Origin of the sequence: Streptomyces hawaiiensis, from assembly GCF_004803895.1 — a bacterium.
GTDB lineage: Bacteria > Actinomycetota > Actinomycetes > Streptomycetales > Streptomycetaceae > Streptomyces > Streptomyces hawaiiensis.
In genome coordinates, this window is sequence record NZ_CP021978.1 from 815,419 (window position 1) to 836,938 (window position 21,520).

A 21,520-nucleotide genomic window follows, 5' to 3' on the forward strand; every position below is an offset into this window, starting at 1 on the left:
CCCATGTGTTTGGCAGTGCCCGGCAAAGTCGTGGCCATCGACGACAGCGCGGACCCTCTCACCGGCCTGGTCGACTTCGGCGGAGTGCAGAAACAGGCGTGTCTGGAGTACGTGTCCGACGTGCGGGTGGGTGAGTACGTCATCGTGCACGTCGGCTTCGCGCTCCAGCGTCTCGACGAGGAGTCGGCCCTGGCCTCACTGAAGCTGTTCGAGGAACTGGGGCTGTTGGAGGAGGAGTTCGGGGACGCCTGGGAGCAGGCCGAGAAGGAGGCGGGAACGGCGTGAAGTACATCGACGAGTTCAACGACCCCGAACTGGCGCGGCGCCTGCTGGACGAGATCCGCGCCACCGCCACCCGGCCGTGGGCCCTGATGGAGGTGTGCGGCGGGCAGACCCACTCGATCATCCGGCACGGCATCGACCAACTGCTGCCGGAGCAGGTCGAGTTGATCCACGGCCCCGGCTGCCCTGTCTGTGTCACTCCACTGGAGGTCATCGACAAGGCGCTGGAGATCGCCTCGCGGCCCGGGGTGATCTTCTGCTCCTTCGGCGACATGCTGCGGGTCCCGGGCACCGACCGCGACCTGTTCCGGGTCAAGGGCGAGGGCGGCGACGTACGCGTCGTGTACTCGCCGCTCGACGCCCTGGAGCTGGCCCGCCGCAACCCGGACCGGGAGGTGGTGTTCTTCGCGATCGGCTTCGAGACCACGGCCCCGGCCAACGCGATGGCCGTGCACCAGGCGCGCCGGCTGGGCCTGAGCAACTTCAGCCTGCTGGTGTCGCATGTGCGGGTGCCCCCGGCCGTCGAGGCGATCATGACGGCACCCGAGTGCCGGGTGCAGGGCTTCCTGGCCGCCGGGCACGTGTGCAGTGTGATGGGCATGGCCGAGTACCCGGAGCTGGCCGAGCGGTTCCGTGTGCCGATGGTGGTGACCGGATTCGAGCCGCTGGACATCCTGGAGGGCATCCGCCGGGCGGTCCGCCAGCTGGAGCGCGGTGAGCACCGGGTGGAGAACGCCTACCCGCGTGCCGTGCGCGAGGAGGGCAATCCGGCCGCGGTACGCATGATCGAGGAGGTCTTCGAGGTCACCGACCGGTCCTGGCGCGGCATCGGGCGGATCCCGGCCAGCGGCTGGCGGCTGACCGACGCCTTCCGCGCGTACGACGCCGAGCACCGCTTCGACGTCGGCGGGATCCGTACCGAGGAGCCCGCCGAGTGCCGCGCCGGCGAGGTCCTCCAGGGCCTGATCAAGCCGACCGAGTGCGCCGCGTTCGGCACCACCTGCACCCCGCGCACCCCGCTCGGCGCCACCATGGTCTCCAGCGAGGGCGCCTGCGCGGCCTACTACCTGTACCGCCGGATGAACGCCCCGGCGCCGCAGGCCGGCGGCGGGGCGCAGCAGGAGGAGGTGGCTCCCGTTGCCTGAGCGACTCGCCGATGTGGTCGACCCGGCCAACTTCACCTGCCCCGCCCCGCTGCGCGACCAGGGGGTGGTGGTCATGGGGCACGGCGGCGGGGGTGCGCTGTCGGCGGAGCTGATGGAGCAGATCTTCACCCCCGCCTACGGCAACGCCACCCTGTCCGGCCTCGCCGACTCCGCGGTCCTCGAACTGGGCGGCGCGCGGCTGGCCTTCTCCACCGACTCCTACGTGGTCCGGCCGCTGTTCTTCCCCGGCGGGTGCCTGGGCGACCTCGCGGTCAACGGCACCGTCAACGACCTGGCGATGAGCGGTGCCGTGCCCGCGTATCTCTCCGCGGCCTTCGTGCTGGAGGAGGGTGTGGAGCTGACGGTCGTCGAGCGGATCGCGCGCTCCATGGGGGCGGCGGCCGAGGCGGCCGGGGTCACGATCGCCACGGGTGACACCAAGGTGGTGGAGTCCGGGCACGGCGACGGGGTGTACGTCACCACCGCCGGGGTGGGGCTCGTGCCCGACGGGGTGGACATCCGGCCCCAGCGTGCCCGGCCCGGCGACGCGGTCATCGTCAGCGGCCCGATCGGGCTGCACGGCGTGGCGATCATGAGTGTCCGGGAAGGGCTGGAGTTCGGGGTGGAGATCGCCAGCGACAGCGCGCCGCTGGCGGATCTGGTGGCGGCGATGCTGGCCGTCACCGCGGACATCCATGTGCTGCGCGACCCCACCCGGGGCGGCCTGGGTGCGTCCCTCAACGAGATCGCCCGGGCCTCCGGGACCGGTGTCCGGCTGCGGGAGCGGGCCATTCCGGTGCCGGACGCGGTGGCGAACGCCTGCGGGTTCCTCGGGCTCGATCCGCTCTACGTCGCCAACGAGGGGCGGCTGGTCGCGTTCGTGCCCCCGTCGGAGGCGGAGGAGGTGCTGGCGGCGATGCGGGCCCATCCGCAGGGTGCCGGGGCCACGCTGATCGGCGAGTGCGTCACGGAGCATCCCGGGATGGTGGTGGTCGCCACCGGGCTCGGCGGGACGCGGGTGGTGGACCTGCCGCTCGGGGAGCAGCTGCCGCGCATCTGCTGACCGGAGAACGGCGAAGGGCCCCGCCGACGTGTCGGCGGGGCCCTTGCCCGTCTATGCCGGTACGGGCTCGATCCCGGCGATCTCCAGTTCCCTGCCGCTGCGCAGGTCGCTGGAGGGCTGGTCGCAGCGCGGGCACCAGAAGAACGGGGGCATGCCCACCGGGAACTCCTCGGCGCACGGGCCGCACCAGGCCTGCGCGGGGATCTGTTCGACGACGAGCCGTGCCCCCGAAAGGGCGGTGCCGTCGCGGGCCACCTCGAAGGCGAAACCGAGGGCGTCGGGGACGACGCCCGCCAGCTCGCCGACCCGGACGGTCACCTTCGCGACGGCGTCCGTCCCGTCCGCCCGGGCCAGCTCGTCGGCCCGCTCGATGATCGCGGTCGCGATCGACAGTTCGTGCACGGCCGGCTCACGGGTAGCGGTGGCCGGCGCGGAATCCGCCGGCCATCCGCCAGAGCCGCATCTCGCGCCTCAGGCTGGGCCACTCCCAGCACACCAGGGCCAGGGCCGCACCGCCCACCAGGACGGCCTCGGCCTTCAGCACCCGCTGTCCGCTCATCCCGCCCCGCCGGCGCGCGACGGGTCTGCGTACTCGTTTCATCGCGGTGACTCCCTGCTCGTTCGCGTCACGGTGCTCATCCGGGCGAGATGTTCGGCATGGTCTTTGCGAGGGCGTCATGCCGCTTCCAGTGGATCCCCGTGGAGCGGCGCGCGTCGGCGGTGCCGTCCTCGTGGTGCCCCTTCTGCCGCTCGCGCGGTCCCTTGTTGCCCTGGTGCATGCCGGCGACGTGCCGGGGTGTGTCGGGCTTCGCCTGGGGCCGGCCCACTCTGATGCTGCCCATGGGGTGCTCTCCTTCCTCGCCTCCGACCTGCGGAGTGCGTGGCTATGGCCGCTCGGTGAGGTCCTCGAAGAACTGCTCGACGGCCGGCCAGATCCGGCCGCCGCCGGACAGTCCGCGCCACTCCCGGCGTACGACGGCGACCATCCGGTAGCAGTCGTCGACCGGCACGATCCAGTGGTGGTCGAGGCCGTGGACGGTGTTCACCAGCAGGGCCTCCACCTCGGGTTCCACGGTCGCGAGCTGCGCAACCGTGCCGCACAGCTCCTGCCAGGCCGCGGCTTCCACCTCCCACCGCATGGCTCCCGCGGGGCTGGGGCCCTGGGCGGTGACGGTGCCGTCCGCCCGGGGCACGAAGAAGACCAGGCCGACCGGCACACCGAGCACGGCCGTGTCGACCTTGGGCAGCCGGACCCGGCGGCGGGGCACGAGCCGGTACTGGCCGTCCCCCGCCGCCGCGTCGGCGAACAGCACCGAGCAGGGGCCGCAGACGCAGCGGACCTCCTCCTGCCCGGTGTCGTACAGGTGGGCGTGCTCGTCGGCGACCGGCGCGGCGCACAGGTCGCACACCTCCCTCTCGGCCGCCGCGGTGCGGTCGGCCGAGGAGCGGATGAGGCGGCCCAGCGCCCCGTCGGTGGTCACGGTGCGCCCCGGTGCGTCACCGTGGTCAGGGGGACGAACGCGGGGGCCGTCTCGGTGAGGGGTTCCACCGCCGTCAGCTCGGGCGCCGCGGCGAGCACCGCCGCACGGACCGCGTCGGTGACCTCGGAGCCTCCGCCGCCGCAACCGGACCCGCACCCGCCGCCCGTCGTCAGACGCACCCGGGCGACCTGCCCTTCCACGCCGGCCCACTCCACGTCACCGCCGCGCTCCCGCACGGCGGGCCGCAGCCGTTCGACCGCGCGGGCCGCCCGGCGGTCGGCGGGCTCGGGGTGGATGTCGTGCAGCACCATGAGGTGTCCCAGCAGCTCGTCCTCGGCGAAGCGCTCGGCCAGTCGCCCGTCCGCGTGATCCAGGACGCGGGCCAGGGCCTCGCCGTAGACCTCGGTCAGCAGGGCCACCGCCTCGGTCGCGGCGCGTGTCGTGGGGCCGGGCACGGCCTCGATGCTTTCCAGGGCCTGGTCGAGCCGGGCGAGCCGGGCCTCGACGTCCGGGTCCGCCAGCCGAGCGGTGGTGGGCTCAGCCATGGTTCGCCCCGTACGTCGGCGAGTGCAGGGTGGTCAGCGTCTTGCCCTTGCCGACGTACATGTGCACACCGCACGGCAGGCAGGGGTCGAAGCTGCGGACCGTGCGCATGATGTCGACGCCCTTGAAGTCGTCCGGCCCGTTCTCCTCGAAGATGGGCTGGCCCTGGACGGCGTCCTCGTACGGTCCGGGGGTGCCGTACATGTCGCGGGGGCTGGCGTTCCACGGGGTGGGCGGGTAGGGGTGGTAGTTGGCGATCTTCTTGTCCTTGATCACCAGGTGGTGGGAGAGGACACCGCGTACCGCCTCGTGGAAGCCGCAGCCGATCGCCTCGTCGGGCACCTCGTAGTTCTCGAACACCTTGGTCTCGCCCGCGCGGACCATTCCCATGGCCTCTTCGAGGAACTGCAGGGCCATGGCGGCCGCGTAGGCGATGAAGTACGGCCGGGCGCGGTCGCGTTCGATGGTGTTGCTCCACTGCGGGATGCGCCACTCCAGGGTGGTCTCCGGCAGGGACTCGCCCTTGGGCAGGGAGATGCGCACGCTGTGGCCGGTGGACTTGACGTACGGGGTGTCGACCAGGCCGCTCAGCGCCGTCGACCACAGGCGGGCCAGCGGGCCGCCGCCGGTGTCGAGGGCGAGGTGGTCGCCGGTGCGCTGGTCGAACCAGCGGGGGCTCATCACCCAGCTGTACTTGTCGTCGAAGTTCCGCTTCTGCGGCACCGGGACGGTGGTCTGGTTCCACGGGTGGCGCATGTCGACGGGGTTGCCGAGCGGGTCGTGGGTGACGAAGGGCGACTCGTTGACCCAGTCCTCGTAGTACGAGCTGCCGAGCATGATGCGCAGGCCGAGGTTGATGTCGACGAGGTTGTTGGTGACCAGTTCGCCGTCGACGATGATGCCCGGGGTGACGTACATGTCCTTGCCCCAGGAGTTCATCGTCTCGTAGCGGTAGTCGACCGTCTTGGGGTCCTGGAAGGCGCCCCAGCAGCCCAGCAGGACCCGGCGGCGGCCGACCTCCTCGTAGCCGGGCAGCGCCTCGTAGAAGAAGTCGAAGACGTCGTCGTTCATGGCGACGGCCTTCTTCACGAAGTCGATGACCTTCATGAGCCGGCTGAGGTAGTCGGTGAAGACGCTCGGCTGCGGCATCGTGCCGACGCCGCCCGGGTACAGCGTGGACGGGTGGACGTGCCGCCCCTCCATGAGGCAGAACATCTCGCGGGTGATCCGGCTGACCTTCAGGGCCTCCTTGTAGACCTCGCCCTCGAAGGGGTTGAAGGCCTTCATGATGTCGGCGATCGTGCGATAGCCGTGGATGTCGCCGCGGGGTGCCTCGGTGCGTTCGGCGCGGGCCAGCACGCTGGGGTTGGTGGCCTTGACCATCGCCTCGCAGAAATCCACGAACACCAGGTTGTCCTGGAAGATCGTGTGGTCGAACATGTACTCGGCCGCTTCACCGAGGTTGACGATGTAGTCGGCCAGCGGGGGCGGTTTGACGCCGTAGGCCATCTGCTGGGCGTAGTCGGAGCAGGTGGTGTGGTTGTCGCCGCAGATGCCGCAGATCCGGGACGTGATGAAGCCCGCGTCGCGCGGGTCCTTGCCCTTCATGAACACCGAGTAGCCGCGGAACAGCGACGAGGTGCTGTGGCATTCGACGACTTCCCGGTTGGCGAAGTCGATCTTCGTGTAGATGCCCAGGTTCCCGATGATCCGCGTGATCGGATCCCAGGACATGTCCACGAGCTCTGGCGACTTGCGGTCCGTGGGCCGGGCCTCGGTGGTGGTCATCTGCGGTACTGCCCCTCGCTGTCGGTGGTGTGGGGGTGGGTGCTGCGGTGGGTGCCGGGTGTCATCACGGCCGCCAGCGCGGGTCGTAGCCGCTGGTCAGCTTGCGCTTGTTGTGGCGCCACCTGGGCTCGTGGTTGACCAGCTCGTTGGTCATGCCACGCAGCCTGCGGACAACGGCCCCGTACGGCTTGATGACCAGGGACGACAGGGTGCTGCCCGGAGGCTCGTCCATGAACGGCATGAACGCGTCGGGGAAGCCGGGCATCGTGCAGCCGATGCAGATGCCGCCGACGTTGGGGCAGCCGCCGATGCCGCCCATCCAGCCGCGCTTGGGCACGTTGCAGTTGACGACCGGGCCCCAGCAGCCCGTCTTCACCAGGCACTTGGGTGAGTTGTAGTCCGTGGCGAAGTTGGCCTGCTCGTAGTACGAGCCGCGGTCGCAGCCCTCGTGGACCGTCTTTCCGAACAGCCACTGCGGGCGCAGCATGTGGTCCAGCGGCGGCGGGGGTGCGGAGCCGGCCGCGTGGTAGAGGACCCAGATCAGGGTCTCCATGAAGTTCTCGGGCTGGATCGGGCAGCCGGGCACGTTGACGATGGGCAGGCCGGCCTGGGAGGTGTAGTCCCAGCCCAGGTAGTCGGCGAGGCCCATGCAGCCCGTCGGGTTGCCGGCCATGGCGTGGATGCCGCCGAAGGTGGCGCAGGTGCCGGCGGCGACCACCGCCCAGGCCTTGGGGGCCAGTTGGTCGATCCACCAGTTGAGGGTCTGCGGCTCGCCGGTCTCCGGGTCGTTGCCGAAGGACGTCCAGTAGCCGTCGCCCTCGATGATGTTCTGGTTGGGGATCGAGCCCTCGATGACGAGGATGAACGGGCCCAGCTCGCCGCGTACGGCCGCCCGGTAGGGCGCCAGGAAGTCCTCGCCGCCCAGACTGGGCGAGAGCACCTTGTTGACCAGGTTCACCTTCGGCAGACCCGGGATCAGCCCGAGCACCAGGTCCTCGATGGAGGGCTGGTCGGCGGCGGTGAGCGAGACGGTGTCGCCGTCGCAGCTCATGCCCTCGGAGATCCAGAGGATGTGGATCTCGTCTATGCCCTGCCGGTCCTCGGACCGTTCGGGTTCCTTGCTGACTTCGGCGGTGCTGCTGTGGGTTGTCATATCACTCGGCCTCCGCTGCGGGGGTCTCGGAGTCGGTCGGGTGCCGCGACGGAACCGCGGCGGGAGCCGGTGCCGACGGCTCGTCCGGGGATCCGGCGGGCCCGAGGGGTTCGAGCTCGTCGGGCCGGAAGTAGTGGAAGCGGCCGTACCAGTTGTTCAGTTCGGCGGCCGGGTCGTCGTCGAGGGTGACGGCGAGGTGCACGCTGCCGTCCACGTCGTGGAAGACGGCGGCGACCTCGGCGGTCCGCCCGGCGAGAAACATGTCCTGGGCGTCGGCGCCGCGCCCTCGGGGGCGGAGGCGGACGCGGTTGCCGCCACCGAGGGGTACGCCGTCGACGAGCACGGTGTCGGTGGTCGGGGAGAGACCCTCGTCCGCGCTCTCCTGCCACCAGGCGGGACGGTCGGCGGACGCCGTGGGGGTGGCCGGTGTCAGGGAGCGGACGGCGCCGTGCAGCCGTTCGAAGACCTCCTGCGGCATGGTGTCGACCCGGTCGAGGATCGCCGCCGCCCGCGGGTCGGTGGCCCGCGCCTCGCGCTTCTCCTCGTCGGTCAGCAGCATCGTGCGCAGCGTGAGGATCTCGTCGATCTCGGCGGCGTCGTGCAGGTCGCCCGGGCTTTCGGGGGCGACCTGGGGATGGTCGGGCAGGATGATCGGCGCGGACAGCAGCACGCGTCCGGCGTCCCCGGCCTCGCCGCCGAGCACGGGGAAGGTGAACTCGTTGCGGCACGCGCGCACGGGCGCTTGAAGGTCCGTCGGCGGATCGATGAGCGAGACGAACTCCACTCCGTCGCCGCCGATGAGGGTGTGGGTGGCGATGAGGGCCCGGCGCAGTGCCTCGTCCCGCGCCGTGCCCGGGGGCGGGGCGGGCGCGGTGTTCGTGGTCCGTACGCGGATCCGGCAGAGGTCGTCGGAGAGCCGCTCGGCGGTGACGGTGGTCTCGGCCCGGATCTCCTCGCGGGCGCGCACCACCCGCCCGGCGCCTTCCGGCAGCGGCTCGATGTCCTCACCCGCCGCGGCGCCCACCGCGACGGTGCGTCCGCCCCGGAGGAGTTCGTCGAGCGTGACCTCGATCCCGCACTCGCGCGGCAGGGCCTCGTCGAAGGTCAGATGCACCGTGCCGTCGCCGGTGCGCAGCGACTCGACGGGGCGGTGGCCTGCTTCCTCCACCTGCTTGCGCTGCATCTGCAGGTAGCGCACCCGCACCCTTACGCGGGCGCTGCCGGGCTGCCGGACCCGCAGCAGGCACTCGGTCTGCTGGTACCAGGAGTCGGCCGAACCGGAGACACCCGGGGCGACGGGGCCGTCCGCCTCCACCCAGTCCCGGGGGAAGAGCACGCCGAACTGCCAGCGGACCCGGTTCTTGGCGGAGGAGCGGCGGTAGGGGTAGAGGAGGTAGCCCTCGTAGAGGACGGCGTCGGCGACGGCGCTGAGCTGCTCGAAGACGCCCGGGGACGGGCCAGCGCCGCCGCTCGTGGCAGCGCTCTTCGTACCGCCCTCGGCCAGTGCTTCCGCCATCGCGACTCCTCGTCCCTGGGTGCACGCGCATCCCTTCCACCACGGTCACACCGCTCACCCACCGCCGCCTCCTCCGGCGCAGCGTGATTGGGCCGTTCGGGGCGTTCGGGGGTCGCCGTGGGTGTGGCTCGGGACGACGGGCACAGCGACGGGCCCGTCAGCACCGCGGCGCGACGGGCCCGTGTCGGTGGCGGGGAGCGGTCAGCGCTGCCCGTGGGAGAGCCTTCGCGCCAGCAGCGGGACGATGACCGCGGCGGCCACCACGTGGGACGCGGCCAGGACGATCTGGGTGGACGTGGCGGTGTGCGGGGCGACGGCCGGGCCGGCGAGGGACAGTGCGGTGAGCGCGACGGTGGTCACCGTGAAGGTGCGGGCGGGCCGCTCGGCCCAGCGGGCGAGGGCGACCGCGAGCACGATTCCGGCGACCGACCAGAACACCACTCCGCCGAAGAAGCCTCCCACCGGGATCTCCGCGGCCTCCGTGGCCCCGGGACCGGCCGCCTCCATGGGGACACCGGCGGCCCGCGTGGCGAGCGCGAACGCCTCCGTCACCACGGCTCCGGCGAGGGCCGCCAGAACGCCGACCAGCCATACGGGGCCCGTGAGAAGGAGGCGGGCGGTGCTCCGGGACTCGGTCCGCGTGGCCTGGATCTGAGGCGTCGACACACTCATGTCACTGTCTCCTGAGGGAAGTTGAGGGTCGGTGGCGCTTACGGAGAGGTAGACCGGGCGGCACGGCGGAACTCATCGGTGGCACAGGGGCGTTCTCACGGGGTCGGTCATTCGTCCGGATGGCACACGTCACCCGCACGAACCGGCGCGTCATGGGAAGGCGTTACCCATGGACCAGCAGACGAAATACCCCCGCCCCACCACCAGCCCCGCCGTCACGACCCTGGCCGACCCGCTGGTCAACAAGGGCACCGCCTTCAGCCGGCGCGAACGCCAGGAGCTGGGACTCGACGGACTGCTGCCGCCCGCGGTGGAGACCCTGGACGAGCAGGTTGCCCGCGCCTACGAGGCGTTCCACGGCTACGACAAGCCCCTCAACCGGCACATCTACCTGCGACAGCTCCAGGACACCAACGAGGTGCTCTTCTACCGTCTCGTCACCGAGTACCTGGAGGAGCTGCTGCCCGTCGTCTACACGCCGACGGTGGGCGAGGCCTGCCAGAAGTTCAGCGAGATCTACCGCCGGCCGCGCGGTCTGTTCCTGACCTGGGAGGACCGGCACCGCTTCGGTGACATCCTGCGCAACCGCCCGCACCGGGACCACGACGTGGACGTCATCGTCGTCACCGACGGGCAGCGCATCCTCGGCCTGGGCGACCAGGGCGTCGGCGGCATGGGCATCCCCGTCGGCAAGCTCAGCCTCTACACCGCGATCGGCGGCATCCATCCCGCCCGCACCCTGCCGATCCTGCTGGACGTCGGCACCGACAACGAGACCCTGCTCGACAACCCCCGCTACCTGGGCCGCCGCGCACGGCGGCTGACCGGCGCCGAGTACGACGAGATGATCGAGGCGTTCGTCTCGGCGGTCGAGGCGGAACTGCCCGGAACGCTGCTGCAGTGGGAGGACTTCGCCACCGCCCACGCCCACCCCATCCTCGCCCGCTACCGCGACCGGCTGCTCACGTTCAACGACGACATCCAGGGCACCGCGGCCGTCACGCTCGGCGCCCTGTCCACCGCGGCGGACGTGGCCGGTACCCCGCTGCCCGAGCAGCGCGTGGTGATCCTGGGCGCGGGGTCGGCCGCCATCGGCGTCGCCGACATGATCCGTACGGCCATGATCGATGAGGGCCTGCCGGAGGACGAGGCCACGGCACGGTTCTGGATCCTCGACGTCGACGGCCTGCTGGTGTCCTCACGGTCCGAACTGACGCCGCAGCAGCGGATGTTCGCGCGCGACGACAGCGAGGTGGCCGACTGGGACGGCACCGGCCTCGCCGAAGTGGTGCGCCACGTCGAGCCGACGGCGCTCATCGGGCTGTCTACGGCGCACGGCGCGTTCACCGAGGAGATCGTGCGGCAGATGGCCTCGACCTGCGAACGGCCCGTCGTCTTCCCGCTCTCCAACCCCACCTCGCACTCCGAGGCCGAACCCGCGGACCTCACCCGGTGGACCGACGGGCGGGCGCTGATCGCCACCGGCTCGCCCTTCCCGCCGTTGACGGTCGACGGGCGAGAGGTGCCCGTGGCGCAGTCGAACAACGTGTACGTCTTCCCGGCCATGGGCCTCGCGGTGACCGCGAGCCGGGCCACGCGGGTCACGGACCGCATGCTCGTGGCCGCCGCCCGAGCCGTCGCGCGGTGCGCGGTGCGGGCGGCGGACGGCGACGACGGTCCCGTACCGCTGCTGCCGCCCCTGACCGGGATGCGGGAGTCCGCCCGCGAGATCGCCCTGGCCGCGGCCCTCGCCGCCGTCGAGGACGGGGTGGCCCCGCAGGCCACGGAGGAGGAGCTGCGCAAGGCCGTCGCCCGGGCGCAGTGGACGCCCCTGTACGAGGACTAGGAGCGTATGCCGGTACTCCGCGGGCCGTACCGCCGAGACGACACGCCGGCCGGCCCCGGAGGAATCGGCAGCCGAGCCTGCCGCTGGTGCGGGGCGGGGCCGCCGTCGCCCTGGTGAGCGCCACCGTGGGGCCCGACGGCATCGACGGGATCTACCGGGGCCCTGGCGCCGGACAAGCTGAGGGGGTACGAGCGGTCGGCCCGCAGGGTCACCGACCGCCCGTAGCCCGCCGGGGTCAGCTCTGCTTGAGCCACTCCTCGTACCGGGTGGACGCGAGGTGCGCGCTCCCGTCGCCGGTGAGCACGTCGGGCATGCCGGCGAACGGGCCGGCGCTCTCGTCGGTGACGACGGTGCGGCCGTCCGGCTTCACCGCCAGGGTGAGCTCACCGAGCCGGTCGAGGCCGTACACCTCGGGCCCCACGACGGCGTGGATGCCGTTCGAGGGTTCGCCCTGCGCCGCGTCGGCGACGACCCCTGCGACGTCGGCGGAGGCGATCGGACGCAGGCGTGTGGACGGCAGCCGCACCTCGGTGCCCTCGGTGGACATCTTCATCACGACACAGGGCGGGGCCCGGATCTGTGACAGCCGGGCCGGGAACTCACTCCGTCGGCCGCAGGCGTCCGCGTCGAGACGCGGACGCCCCTGTGGCCCGTCAGGCGTCCGCGTCGACGCGCGGAAGGGGGCCGCCGCCCGTGACCGCGGCCTTGCCGGATTCCGCGGACTCCTCCGAGAGCCGTTCCATGCCGCTCGTGGTCTTCAGCGGCTTCTCCTTGACGAACAGCACGGCGATCAGCGCGAGCGCGGCGAAGGGCGTGGCGACGAGGAAGAGTTCGGCCGTGGCGACACCGTAGGCGTGCTCGACGATGTCCCGCATCGGGGCCGGCAGGGTGGTCATGTCCGGAACGCCGCCGTGCCCGGCCTGGTCTCCGCCCGCGGCGGCGGCTCCCGCTCCCGCCAGGCTCTTGGTCATCTCCGAGGCGACACGGTTGGCCAGGATCGCGCCGAGCACGCTGGTTCCGATGGTGCCGCCCATGCTGCGGAAGAAGGACAGCACCGAGGTGGCGGCGCCCAGTTCGGCCGCCGGGACGTCGTTCTGCGCGGCCAGCACCAGGTTCTGCATCAGCATGCCGACGCCGATGCCCATGACCGCCATGTAGAGGCTGAGCAGAGCGAAGTGAGTGTCGGCCGAGATCGTGGACAGCAGTGCGAGACCCACCGTCATCGTGACGCCGCCCGCGACGAGGTACACCTTCCACCGGCCGGTCGCGCTGATGACCTGCCCGGCGACGGTGGAGGAGAGCAGCAGGCCCAGGATCATGGGCAGGCTCATCAGGCCCGCGACCGTCGGGGACTTGCCCAGGGCGACCTGGAAGTACTGCGACAGGAAGACCGTGCCGCCGAACATGGCGACGCCCACGAACAGGCTGGCGACGGTGGTCAGCGTCACCGTGCGGTTGCGGAAGATGCCCAGCGGAATGACCGGCTCGGCGACCTTCGCCTCGACGAACACCGCGGCGACCAGCAGCGCCACTCCCCCGCCGGTCAGTACGGCCGTCTGCCACGACGCCCAGTCGAACCGGTTCCCGGCGAGGGTGACCCAGATCAGCAGCGCGCAGACACCCGCGACGATGAGGAAGGCACCCAGGTAGTCGATTTTCGCCTCGCGGCGGACGGTGGGCAGGTGCAGGGTGCGCTGGAGCAGGGCGATGGCGAGCAGGGCGAAGGGCACGCCGATGAAGAAGCACCAGCGCCAGCCGAGCCAGGAGGTGTCCACCAGGACGCCGCCGATCAGCGGGCCGGCGACGGTTCCGACGGCGAACACGGCGCCGAAGATGCCCGCGTACTTGCCCAGCCTGCGCGGCGGGATGATCGCCGCCATGACGACCTGCGCGAGCGCGGTGAGGCCGCCCGCGCCGACGCCCTGGGCGACGCGGCTGAAGATGAGCAGGCCGACGTCGTGGGAGAAGCCCGCCAGCAGCGAGCCGACGACGAACAGGCCGAGGGAGAGCTGAAGCAGCAGCTTCTGGTTGTAGAGGTCGGACAGCTTGCCCCACAGCGGCACCGTCGCCGTCATGGCGAGCAGTTCGGCGGTGACGACCCAGGTGTAGGAGGACTGGCTTGCCCCGAGGTCGGCGATGATCCGGGGCAGCGCGTTGGAGACCACGGTGCCGGCCAGGATGGCGACGAACATGCCGGCCATCAGCCCTGACATGGCCTGGAGTATCTGCCGGTTGGACATGGCGGACGGTGACGCCTCGGCAGGCGCCGCTGAAGTGTTCACTTGATCTCTTTCACGGAGGGGAGGGCGGACGGTGGCTACTGGTCCGCCGGTGGCGGGGCCGGGAGGCCCGCCGCGAGGTGCTCGAACGTCTCCCGGAAGACGTCCGTGAAGGCGGCTTCGTCCTGTCGGACGCACCAGTGCTCGACGGCGACCCGGACCGCCGCGACGCCGACGGCGGCCAGCAGGCGCGGGTAGAGGTCCAGCGCCCGCCTCCTGCGCTCGTCGTCCGGTGACGCGCATTCCGCGCGCTCCCCGGAGAAGAGCGGCGAGCCGGCGCCGATGCGTTCGGCGAGCGTTTCGGCGAGTGCGAGCTCGTCCGCCATGTGCGCGCCGATACTGCGCGCGAGCAGGTGGGGAGAGCGGCGCAGCACCTCGGAGTGCAGCCGCCACAGTTCCTGCTGCTGCTCTACCTCGGCCAGCTCGGCCGCCATGGCATCACGCAGCGCGGTCAGCGCGGAGACCTCGGAGGGTGCCGCCCGTACGGCCTGCCGCACCCGTGCGCTCGACTCCGCGCCGATCATGACGAAGACGTCGTCACGCGCGTCGAAGTAGTTGAAGAACGTCCGCGCGGACACCCCGGCCGCCTCGCTGATGGCGTCGACGGTGACGTGCTCCGCCCCGTGCTCCGCCGCCAGCCGCACCGCGGCCGCCACCAGGGCGGCACGCGTCGCCTGCTTCTTGCGTTCGCGCAGCCCGAGAGCCGCCGGGTTCCCCTCCGTCATATTTTCATAGTACGCAAAGATGCATGCTCTGCAAAAATACCTACCCGACCCGGATGCCCACGATGCACGTGTCGTCGTCGGTGTCCGACTTGCTGTAGGTCAGGAGGCGGTCCAGCTGCTGGTCGAGTGTGCTGGGCGCCGCGCGGGCGGTGGTCAGGAGGTGGGTCAGGGACTCCTCCACGGGCCGGTCGCGGCGTTCGACCAGGCCGTCCGTGTACATCAACAGGGTGTCTTCGGGAGCCAGTCGGATCTCGGTCTCCTCGTACACGGCCTCGGGCACCGCGCCGAGCAGCAGCCCCTTGACCAGGGGCAGGGGAGCCGCTTCGGTGTCCCGGATGAGCACCGGCGGCAGGTGGCCCGCCCGGGCCCAGCGCAGCGTCCGCCTGACCGGGTCGTACAGACCGCACACCGCGGTCGCGGTGACGGCACCCGTCAGATGGTGCGCCACGATGTTGAGCCACGACAGCAGCTGGCCGGGCCCTGCGCCGGTCACCGCCAGACCGCGCAGCGCGTTGCGCAGGACGACCATGCTGGTGGCGGCCTCGATGCCGTGGCCGGCGACGTCCCCCACGCACAGCAGCACCAGCCGGGAGGGCAGGACTACGGCGTCGTACCAGTCACCGCCCACCAGCTGCTCGGTCTCCGCGGGCCGGTAGCGCACGGCCACCTGGAGGCCGGACACCTGCAACGGCGCCTGTGTGGGGGGCATGATGGCGTGCTGCAACTGCAGGGTCAGCCGGTTGCGTTCGGTGGCCTGCTGCTCGGTGTGCGCCAGTTGGTCGCGGGTGGCGGCGAGCGCGACCTCGGTCCAGTGCTGGGCCGAGATGTCCTGATAGGCGCCGCGCACCAGGAGCAGCCGGTCGTCGGTGTCGAGCACCGGTTCGGCGACGATCCGGATGTGCCGGGTCACGCCGTCCGGCCGCTGCAGCCGGAAGGCCGCGGCCGCCGGCCGCTGGTGGTGCAGCAGCGTGCGCAGGAAGCGGCGGATGGAGACGCCGTCGTCCGGGTGGGCATGGGCGGGCAGCTCCTCCAGGGCCACCGGGGTGCTCGTCTGCGAGCGTCCGTAGAGGTCGAAGAGCTGCCCGTTCCAGGTGATCTCACCGGTGAGCACGTTCTCCTCGAACCCGCCGATACGGCCGAGCCGTTGGGCGTGTTGGAGCAGGCTCGCCAGGCGGGCCGTCTCGTCCTCGATACGCCAGATGAGGAGTACGGACATGCCGTGGCGGCTGATGCTGATGTCCGCGACCGCCGAGAGGGGGACCTGGTCGACGAGGGCGGTGAGGTTCATCCGGCGGGCCCGGAATGGCTCACCGGTGGCGTAGACCCTCTCGACCCGCTGGAACAGCTCGCTCTCCCCGGCGGCCATCGGGTAGGCCTCCAGGAGCAGCGCTCCGCTCACCACCGCCCGCGGCCTGCCCGCCGGGTCCAGGAACCGGCTGTTCACGTGCTGGATGCGGAAGTCCACCAGGTGCCCGTCGCCGTCGAGGTGCGGCACCAGCACCAGAGCGGGGTCGTGCAGCCCGTCGGCCAGATCCATCAGCTCGGCGGCGTCCGGCAGGACGCGTGGTTCCTGCGCCGCGCCGTGGGGCGGCGTGTACATCTCCAGGGTGTGGGCGCACAGTTCGGCCAGCGCCTCCACCTGGCGGACGATCTGCGGGGGCTGCTGCTCCAGGGGGGCCGGCCAGGCGATCTCCAGCACGCCGTGGATGCGCCCTCCGGTGCCGGCGGGCAGGGCGACCCGGCCGCCGTCCGGGTGGTGGTGCAGGCCGATGCTGGGCAGACCGGTCGCGCCGAGGGCGGTGATCCACTGCCCCTCGCGATCGATGAGGCCCCGCCGCGCCACGGTGACCACGTGCGGCGGGACGTAACGCCAGCGCGCGGCCTCGGCCGGTGAGAAGCCGGCGCTGCCCGCCAGGGTGAGCGAACCGTCGGCCCCCGCGGACCAGATGGCCACCGCCACCGCGCCCAGCGGGCGCAGCGCCTGCTCCATCAGGGCGTCGGCCACGGCCTGGGTGTCGTCCGCCGCCAGCACTCCGCTCTCGGCGGCGCGCAGGCGTACGGCGGCCGATTCGGTCTCGGCCTCGTCGGCGGCCCGGGTGGCGGCGAGGAAGGCGTCCGTCACCTCGGACATCCGGTCCCGGGCGGCCTGGTTGATGACGTCGACGGCGAGTTCCAGGAGGGTGACCTGGGCCTGCTCGGCCAACTGGGCGAGCTGCCGGGCGGCCTGGGCCGGCCCGCACTTCAGCCGCTCGACCAGGACACCCTTGGCGAGCTCGATCAGGGCTCGTCCCTCGGCCTCCGCCTGGGCGGCCCGCACCTCCCGGCTGAGCCGTTCCACGGTGGCGGCGAGCCGGCCCACCGGGGAGGCGGGCGAGAGGTCCTCGAGGTCGGCGGGCGGGTCGTCGGGCGACACCTGCTGTCCCGGCTGCCCGTCGGGAGTCGTCGCCTCCCCGTCGGAGGTCTTCGACTCCTCGCCGGTGGCCAACGCGTCGGACGCCGCCGACGGCAGGGAGGACTGCGGACCGGCGGCCGGGTCGCGCGTCGGCTCGCCGCCCCGACCCGGTTCGCGCGGCTGCTCGGACATGCTCACGGTGTGGATGCTCCTCGGCTGGAGCGCCCTGGGGCGCGGAACGACAAGCGCTGCGGGACGCCCGGCCCGCCGGTGAGCGGGCCGGGCGCCGGTGTGCTCATGCGGGCAGCCAGCGGCGGACGCAGGCCATGAGGTCGTGCGTGTCGACGGGCTTGGTGACGTAGTCGCTGGCACCCGAGGCAAGGCTCTTGTCCCGGTCGCCCGGCATCGCCTTCGCCGTGACGGCGATGATGGGCAGCTCGGCGTACTGCGGCATCCGGCGGATCTCGGCCGTCGCGGTGTAGCCGTCCATCTCCGGCATCATCACGTCCATCAGCACGAGGGCGACGTCCGGGTTGTTCACCAGTGTCTCGATGCCTCTGCGCCCGTTCTCGGCGTGCAGGACGCGGAAGCCGTGCAGCTCCAGGATCCCGCTCAGCGCGAACAGGTTCCGCGCGTCGTCGTCGACGACGAGGACGGTGCGGCCCGCCGCCACGTCGTCGACGGAGGGCGGCGTCAGATGCTGCGGCCCTTCGGTCCGGACGAGGGAGAGCACGTCCCCGGGTTCCTCGGCGGACAGGTGCAGCGCGATGCGCTCACGGAGTTCGTCGAGGCTGGACAGCAACTCCAGTGCGCCGCCCGCCGAGCGGGAGCGCAGCGTCTCGTCCAGGGACACGTCCGCGGGGTGACTGCTGTGCACCAGCACCGGAACACTCGTCAGCGCCGAGTCGCCCTCCAGGGCCTGGAGGAAGCGGGACGCCTCGTCGTCGCGCATGCCCAGCTCCAGGACGACGCAGTGGCACGGCTCCGACGCGAGAGCACCGGCCGCCTCCTGCGCGCCGACGGCGGTGATGATGTCGACCGCGGGCCGCTGAGCGCCGTCGGCCCGGCCGTGCGTCAGGTCGGCGACCACGCTCTCCGCGACGAGGGTCAGCAGACCGCGTGAGCGCTCCTCCACGACGAGCAGGCGGCGGGGCCGGGGGCCCGGCCCGATCTGGGACACCGGCGCCGAGCCGGACAGTCCGTGCGGCACGGGTTCGGCCAGGGCCCGCTCGGAGGTCCTGCCGTGACCGAGCAGTTCCTCGAAGTCGGTTCGGGCCACGGGCAGGAAGAGCGTGAAGGTACTGCCCTGGCCGGGCGTGCTCTGCACCGACACGGCGCCGCCGAGCAGTTGGGCGATCTCCCGCGTGATGGACAGACCCAGGCCGGTGCCGCCGTACTTCCGGCTCGTCGTGCCGTCCGCCTGCTGGAAGGCGCCGAAGATCGTCTCCAGGTGCTGCTCGGGAATGCCGATGCCGGTGTCCTTGACGCGGAAGGCCACCACGGCGGCGCCGCGGACCACGCCCTGGGGCACCTCGTCGTCCGTGGCGGGCTCGATGCTCAGCTCGACGCCGCCCTGCTCGGTGAACTTCACCGCGTTCGACAGGAGGTTGCGCAGCACCTGGCGCAGCCGGGACTCGTCCGTGAGCACGTCCGCGGGCGCGCCGGGAGCGGTCGTCACCGTGAAGTCCAGGCTCTTCTGCGTCGTCATCGGGCGGAAGGTGGCCTCGACGTACTCGATGAGCTGGCGGAGCGTCACCCGCTCGGGCGTGACGTCCATCTTCCCGGCCTCGACCTTCGACAGGTCGAGGATGTCGTTGATCAGCTGCAGCAGATCCGAACCGGCGGAGTGGATGATCTGCGCGTACTCGACCTGTTTGGGGGTGAGGTTGCGGGACGGGTTCTGCGCCAGCAACTGGGCGAGGATGAGCAGGCTGTTGAGCGGGGTGCGCAGTTCGTGGCTCATGTTGGCCAGGAACTCCGACTTGTACTTCGAGGCCAGCGACAGCTGCTGGGCGCGCGTCTCCAGTTCCTGGCGCGCCTGCTCGATCTGCAGGTTCTTCGCCTCGATGTCCCTGTTCTGCGCCGCCAGCAGCGAGGCCTTCTCCTCCAGTTCCGCGTTGGAGCGCTGCAGTTCCTCCTGCTGCACCTGCAACTCCGTGGAGCGAGCCTGGAGTTCGACCGTGAGGCGCTGTGATTCGACCAGCAGCTCGTCGGTGCGGGCGTTGGCCACGATGGTGTTGACGTTGACGCCGATGGTCTCCATCAGCTGCGCGAGGAAGTCCCGGTGGATCTGGGTGAAGGGCGTGACGGACGCCAGCTCGATGACGCCGAGCACCTGGCCCTCGACGACGATGGGCAGCAGCACCAGCGCGGTCGGCACCACCTGGCCGAGGCCCGAGGAGATGGTCACGTAGCCTTCTGGCAGCTCCTCCACCAGGATGGTGCGCCGGCTGCGCGCGGCCTGGCCGACCAGGGTGCGGCCGAAGGCGATGCGGGAGGGCCGGCTGCTGTCCTCCGGGTAACCGTAGGAGCCGACGAGCCGCAGTTCGGCGCCGTCGTCGCCGTCCTCGGCGAGGTAGAAGGCCCCGTACTGGGCCGACACCAGCGGGACCAGCTCGTCCATGATCAGCTCGGCGACCACGGGCAGGTCGCGGTGGCCCTGCATCAGGCCCGAGATCCGGGCGAGGTTCGTCTTGAGCCAGTCCTGCTCCTGGTTGGCCCGGGTGGTCTCGCGCAGGGACTCCACCATCGAGTTGATGTTGTCCTTGAGCTCGGCGACCTCGCCGGACGCCTCCACGGTGATGGAGCGGGTCAAGTCGCCCTCGGCGACGGCGCTCGCGACCTCGGCGATGGCGCGGACCTGCCGGGTCAGGTTGCCCGCCAACTCGTTGACGTTTTCCGTCAGACGCTTCCAGGTGCCGGAGACGCCCTCGACCTCCGCCTGCCCGCCGAGGCGCCCCTCGGTGCCGACCTCGCGGGCGACGCGGGTGACTTCGTCGGCGAACGCGGACAGCTGATCGACCATGGTGTTGATCGTCGTCTTGAGTTCGAGGATCTCGCCGCGGGCGTCCACGTCGATCTTCTTCGACAGGTCGCCCCTGGCCACGGCGGTCGTCACCAGCGCGATGTTGCGCACCTGGCCGGTGAGGTTGTTGGCCATCGAATTGACGTTGTCGGTGAGGTCCTTCCAGGTGCCGGCGACGTTCGGCACGTGCGCCTGGCCGCCGAGGCGCCCCTCGGTGCCCACCTCGCGGGCGACCCGCGTGACCTCGTCGGCGAAGGCCGACAGCGTGTCGACCATCGTGTTGATGACCTCGGCCAGCGCCGCGACCTCGCCCGCGGCCTCCACGGTGATCCGCTGCGACAGGTCGCCGCGCGCCACGGCGGTGGCGACCTGGGCGATGGAGCGGACCTGACCGGTCAGGTTCGACGCCATCACGTTGACGTTGTCGGTGAGGTCCTTCCAGGTCCCCGACACCCCGCGCACCTGGGCCTGTCCCCCGAGGCGTCCTTCGGTGCCGACCTCGCGGGCGACGCGCGTGACCTCGTCGGCGAACGCGGACAACTGATCGACCATCGTGTTGATGGTGCTCTTCAGCTCCAGGATCTCACCGCGCGCGTCCACGGTGATCTTCTGCGACAGATCGCCCTTGGCCACCGCCGTGGCCACCAGGGCGATGTTGCGGACCTGGCCGGTGAGGTTGCCGGCCATGAAGTTCACCGAGTCGGTGAGGTCGCGCCAGGTGCCCTTGACGCCCTTGACGTCCGCCTGGCCGCCGAGGCGTCCTTCGGTGCCGACCTCGCGGGCGACGCGCGTCACCTCGTCGGCGAACGCGGACAACTGATCGACCATCGTGTTGATGGTGCTCTTCAGCTCCAGGATCTCACCGCGCGCGTCCACGGTGATCTTCTGCGACAGATCGCCCTCGGCGACCGCCGTGGTGACCTGGGCGATGGAGCGGACCTGGCTGGTGAGGTTGCCCGCCATGTGGTTCACGGAGTCGGTCAGATCACGCCAGACGCCGGCCACGCCCGGCACCTGTGCCTGTCCGCCGAGCCGTCCCTCGCTGCCGACCTCCCGGGCCACCCGCGTGACCTCGTCGGCGAACGCGGACAACTGATCGACCATCGTGTTGACGGTCTCCTTCAGCTGGAGGATCTCGCCACGGGCGGGCACGTCGATCTTCTGCGAGAGATCGCCCTTGGCCACCGCCGTGGCCACCTGGGCGATGTCGCGGACCTGGGTGGTCAGGTTGCCCGCCATGGCGTTGACCGAGTCGGTCAGGTCGGCCCAGGTGCCCGAGACCCCCGGCACCTCCGCCTGCCCGCCGAGCGTCCCCTCGGTGCCGACCTCACGGGCCACCCGGGTGACTTCGGAGGTGAACACGGACAACTGGTCGACCATGCCGTTGAAGACCTTGGCGATGTCGCCCATGAGGCCGTCCGCGTCGTCCGGCAGCCGGGTTCCGAAGTCCCCGTCACGTACGGCTGTCAGGCCGGCCAGCAGCCGCCGCAACTCCTGGTCGCCCGGCACCGCATCGACAACCCCAGTGCTGTCGCTGGTCATGCGCACCCTCGTTCCGCTCCCCAAGAGCCCTCGAGAACCGAGGACTCGGAACCCCTCGGACCGATGGG

18 protein-coding genes are annotated in these 21,520 nt (G+C 71.4%); 4 read left to right on the forward strand and 14 right to left on the reverse strand.

Annotation, left to right across the window (positions count from 1 at the left end; translation table 11 throughout):
* The first annotated feature begins 3 nt into the window (after nucleotides 1-3).
* The 3 genes from CEB94_RS03825 to hypE are packed head-to-tail and all read left to right on the forward strand — an operon-like array spanning nucleotide 4 to nucleotide 2,490.
* Nucleotides 4-285, forward strand: a complete 282-nt coding sequence (locus CEB94_RS03825; protein WP_175430817.1) for a HypC/HybG/HupF family hydrogenase formation chaperone — start codon at nucleotides 4-6, stop codon at nucleotides 283-285.
* Nucleotides 282-1,427 (forward strand): hydrogenase formation protein HypD, encoded by a 1,146-nt coding sequence (gene hypD, locus CEB94_RS03830; protein ID WP_175430818.1) that lies wholly within the window; start codon nucleotides 282-284, stop codon nucleotides 1,425-1,427. The genes CEB94_RS03825 and hypD overlap by 4 nt, the downstream gene beginning before the upstream one ends.
* Nucleotides 1,420-2,490 (forward strand): hydrogenase expression/formation protein HypE, encoded by a 1,071-nt coding sequence (hypE, locus tag CEB94_RS03835; RefSeq protein ID WP_281292493.1) that lies wholly within the window; start codon nucleotides 1,420-1,422, stop codon nucleotides 2,488-2,490. Before hypD ends, hypE begins: the two co-directional genes overlap by 8 nt.
* Before the next feature lie 51 nt (nucleotides 2,491-2,541).
* Here the strand turns inward: hypE and hypA are convergent, their stop codons facing one another.
* The 9 genes from hypA to CEB94_RS03880 form a co-directional block, all read right to left on the reverse strand.
* Nucleotides 2,542-2,892, reverse strand: coding sequence for a hydrogenase maturation nickel metallochaperone HypA (gene hypA, locus CEB94_RS03840; RefSeq protein ID WP_175430819.1), 351 nt, complete (start codon nucleotides 2,890-2,892; stop codon nucleotides 2,542-2,544).
* Between the two features lie 7 nt (nucleotides 2,893-2,899).
* Nucleotides 2,900-3,091, reverse strand: coding sequence for a hypothetical protein (locus CEB94_RS03845; RefSeq protein WP_175430191.1), 192 nt, complete (start codon nucleotides 3,089-3,091; stop codon nucleotides 2,900-2,902).
* 34 nt (nucleotides 3,092-3,125) lie between these two features.
* Nucleotides 3,126-3,332 carry a hypothetical protein gene (locus CEB94_RS03850; RefSeq protein WP_175430820.1) on the reverse strand — a complete coding sequence of 69 codons (207 nt, stop codon included), beginning with the start codon at nucleotides 3,330-3,332 and terminating at the stop codon, nucleotides 3,126-3,128.
* A gap of 42 nt (nucleotides 3,333-3,374) precedes the next feature.
* Nucleotides 3,375-3,971 (reverse strand): DUF5947 family protein, encoded by a 597-nt coding sequence (locus CEB94_RS03855; RefSeq protein ID WP_175430821.1) that lies wholly within the window; start codon nucleotides 3,969-3,971, stop codon nucleotides 3,375-3,377.
* The gene (locus CEB94_RS03860; RefSeq protein ID WP_175430822.1) at nucleotides 3,968-4,516 is read right to left on the reverse strand and encodes a NifU family protein; all 549 of its coding nucleotides are present in this window, start codon (nucleotides 4,514-4,516) and stop codon (nucleotides 3,968-3,970) included. The genes CEB94_RS03855 and CEB94_RS03860 overlap by 4 nt, the downstream gene beginning before the upstream one ends.
* Nucleotides 4,509-6,302: a nickel-dependent hydrogenase large subunit gene (locus tag CEB94_RS03865; protein ID WP_175430823.1), complete on the reverse strand. Its 1,794-nt coding sequence runs from the start codon at nucleotides 6,300-6,302 to the stop codon at nucleotides 4,509-4,511. The genes CEB94_RS03860 and CEB94_RS03865 overlap by 8 nt, the downstream gene beginning before the upstream one ends.
* 64 nt (nucleotides 6,303-6,366) lie before the next feature.
* Nucleotides 6,367-7,455, reverse strand: a complete 1,089-nt coding sequence (locus tag CEB94_RS03870; RefSeq protein WP_175430824.1) for an NADH-quinone oxidoreductase subunit B family protein — start codon at nucleotides 7,453-7,455, stop codon at nucleotides 6,367-6,369.
* A 1-nt stretch (nucleotide 7,456) separates the two neighbouring features.
* Complete coding sequence (locus CEB94_RS03875) at nucleotides 7,457-8,971, reverse strand: hypothetical protein (RefSeq protein ID WP_175430825.1); 1,515 nt, start codon at nucleotides 8,969-8,971, stop codon at nucleotides 7,457-7,459.
* A 201-nt stretch (nucleotides 8,972-9,172) separates the two neighbouring features.
* Complete coding sequence (locus CEB94_RS03880; protein WP_175430826.1) at nucleotides 9,173-9,643, reverse strand: DUF6069 family protein; 471 nt, start codon at nucleotides 9,641-9,643, stop codon at nucleotides 9,173-9,175.
* Nucleotides 9,644-9,812: 169 nt separating this feature from the next.
* On the opposite strand from CEB94_RS03880, the gene CEB94_RS03885 reads away from it, so the two are divergent.
* Entirely contained in the window at nucleotides 9,813-11,489 is a 1,677-nt protein-coding gene (locus CEB94_RS03885; RefSeq protein WP_175430827.1) for an NAD-dependent malic enzyme, read from the forward strand.
* Between the two features lie 235 nt (nucleotides 11,490-11,724).
* Here CEB94_RS03885 and CEB94_RS03890 read toward each other — a convergent pair whose 3' ends face one another.
* The 5 genes from CEB94_RS03890 to CEB94_RS03910 all read right to left on the reverse strand — a co-directional run bounded on the left by CEB94_RS03890 (nucleotide 11,725) and on the right by CEB94_RS03910 (nucleotide 21,452).
* Nucleotides 11,725-12,042, reverse strand: a complete 318-nt coding sequence (locus tag CEB94_RS03890) for an SDR family oxidoreductase (protein WP_246111700.1) — start codon at nucleotides 12,040-12,042, stop codon at nucleotides 11,725-11,727.
* 100 nt (nucleotides 12,043-12,142) lie between these two features.
* On the reverse strand, nucleotides 12,143-13,729 hold the full coding sequence (locus tag CEB94_RS03895; protein ID WP_175436876.1) for an MDR family MFS transporter: 1,587 nt from the start codon (nucleotides 13,727-13,729) through the stop codon (nucleotides 12,143-12,145).
* A gap of 77 nt (nucleotides 13,730-13,806) precedes the next feature.
* On the reverse strand, nucleotides 13,807-14,493 hold the full coding sequence (locus tag CEB94_RS03900) for a TetR/AcrR family transcriptional regulator (protein WP_175430828.1): 687 nt from the start codon (nucleotides 14,491-14,493) through the stop codon (nucleotides 13,807-13,809).
* Between the two features lie 40 nt (nucleotides 14,494-14,533).
* Nucleotides 14,534-17,083 (reverse strand): SpoIIE family protein phosphatase, encoded by a 2,550-nt coding sequence (locus CEB94_RS03905; RefSeq protein ID WP_425472426.1) that lies wholly within the window; start codon nucleotides 17,081-17,083, stop codon nucleotides 14,534-14,536.
* A 97-nt stretch (nucleotides 17,084-17,180) separates the two neighbouring features.
* Complete coding sequence (locus CEB94_RS03910; protein ID WP_175430829.1) at nucleotides 17,181-21,452, reverse strand: HAMP domain-containing protein; 4,272 nt, start codon at nucleotides 21,450-21,452, stop codon at nucleotides 17,181-17,183.
* Nucleotides 21,453-21,520: the final 68 nt, after the last annotated feature.

Bases quoted from the DNA above. Each gene is read 5' to 3' on its own strand.
- CEB94_RS03825 (WP_175430817.1), top strand. From the start codon at position 4: ATGTGTTTGGCAGTGCCCGGCAAAGTCGTGGCCATCGACGACAGCGCG.
- CEB94_RS03845 (WP_175430191.1), bottom strand. From the start codon at position 3,091: ATGAAACGAGTACGCAGACCCGTCGCGCGCCGGCGGGGCGGGATGAGC.
- CEB94_RS03850 (WP_175430820.1), bottom strand. From the start codon at position 3,332: ATGGGCAGCATCAGAGTGGGCCGGCCCCAGGCGAAGCCCGACACACCC.
- CEB94_RS03860 (WP_175430822.1), bottom strand. From the start codon at position 4,516: ATGGCTGAGCCCACCACCGCTCGGCTGGCGGACCCGGACGTCGAGGCC.
- CEB94_RS03865 (WP_175430823.1), bottom strand. From the start codon at position 6,302: ATGACCACCACCGAGGCCCGGCCCACGGACCGCAAGTCGCCAGAGCTC.
- CEB94_RS03870 (WP_175430824.1), bottom strand. From the start codon at position 7,455: ATGACAACCCACAGCAGCACCGCCGAAGTCAGCAAGGAACCCGAACGG.
- CEB94_RS03875 (WP_175430825.1), bottom strand. From the start codon at position 8,971: ATGGCGGAAGCACTGGCCGAGGGCGGTACGAAGAGCGCTGCCACGAGC.
- CEB94_RS03880 (WP_175430826.1), bottom strand. From the start codon at position 9,643: ATGAGTGTGTCGACGCCTCAGATCCAGGCCACGCGGACCGAGTCCCGG.
- CEB94_RS03885 (WP_175430827.1), top strand. From the start codon at position 9,813: ATGGACCAGCAGACGAAATACCCCCGCCCCACCACCAGCCCCGCCGTC.
- CEB94_RS03890 (WP_246111700.1), bottom strand. From the start codon at position 12,042: ATGAAGATGTCCACCGAGGGCACCGAGGTGCGGCTGCCGTCCACACGC.
- CEB94_RS03895 (WP_175436876.1), bottom strand. From the start codon at position 13,729: ATGTCCAACCGGCAGATACTCCAGGCCATGTCAGGGCTGATGGCCGGC.
- CEB94_RS03900 (WP_175430828.1), bottom strand. From the start codon at position 14,493: ATGACGGAGGGGAACCCGGCGGCTCTCGGGCTGCGCGAACGCAAGAAG.
- CEB94_RS03910 (WP_175430829.1), bottom strand. From the start codon at position 21,452: ATGACCAGCGACAGCACTGGGGTTGTCGATGCGGTGCCGGGCGACCAG.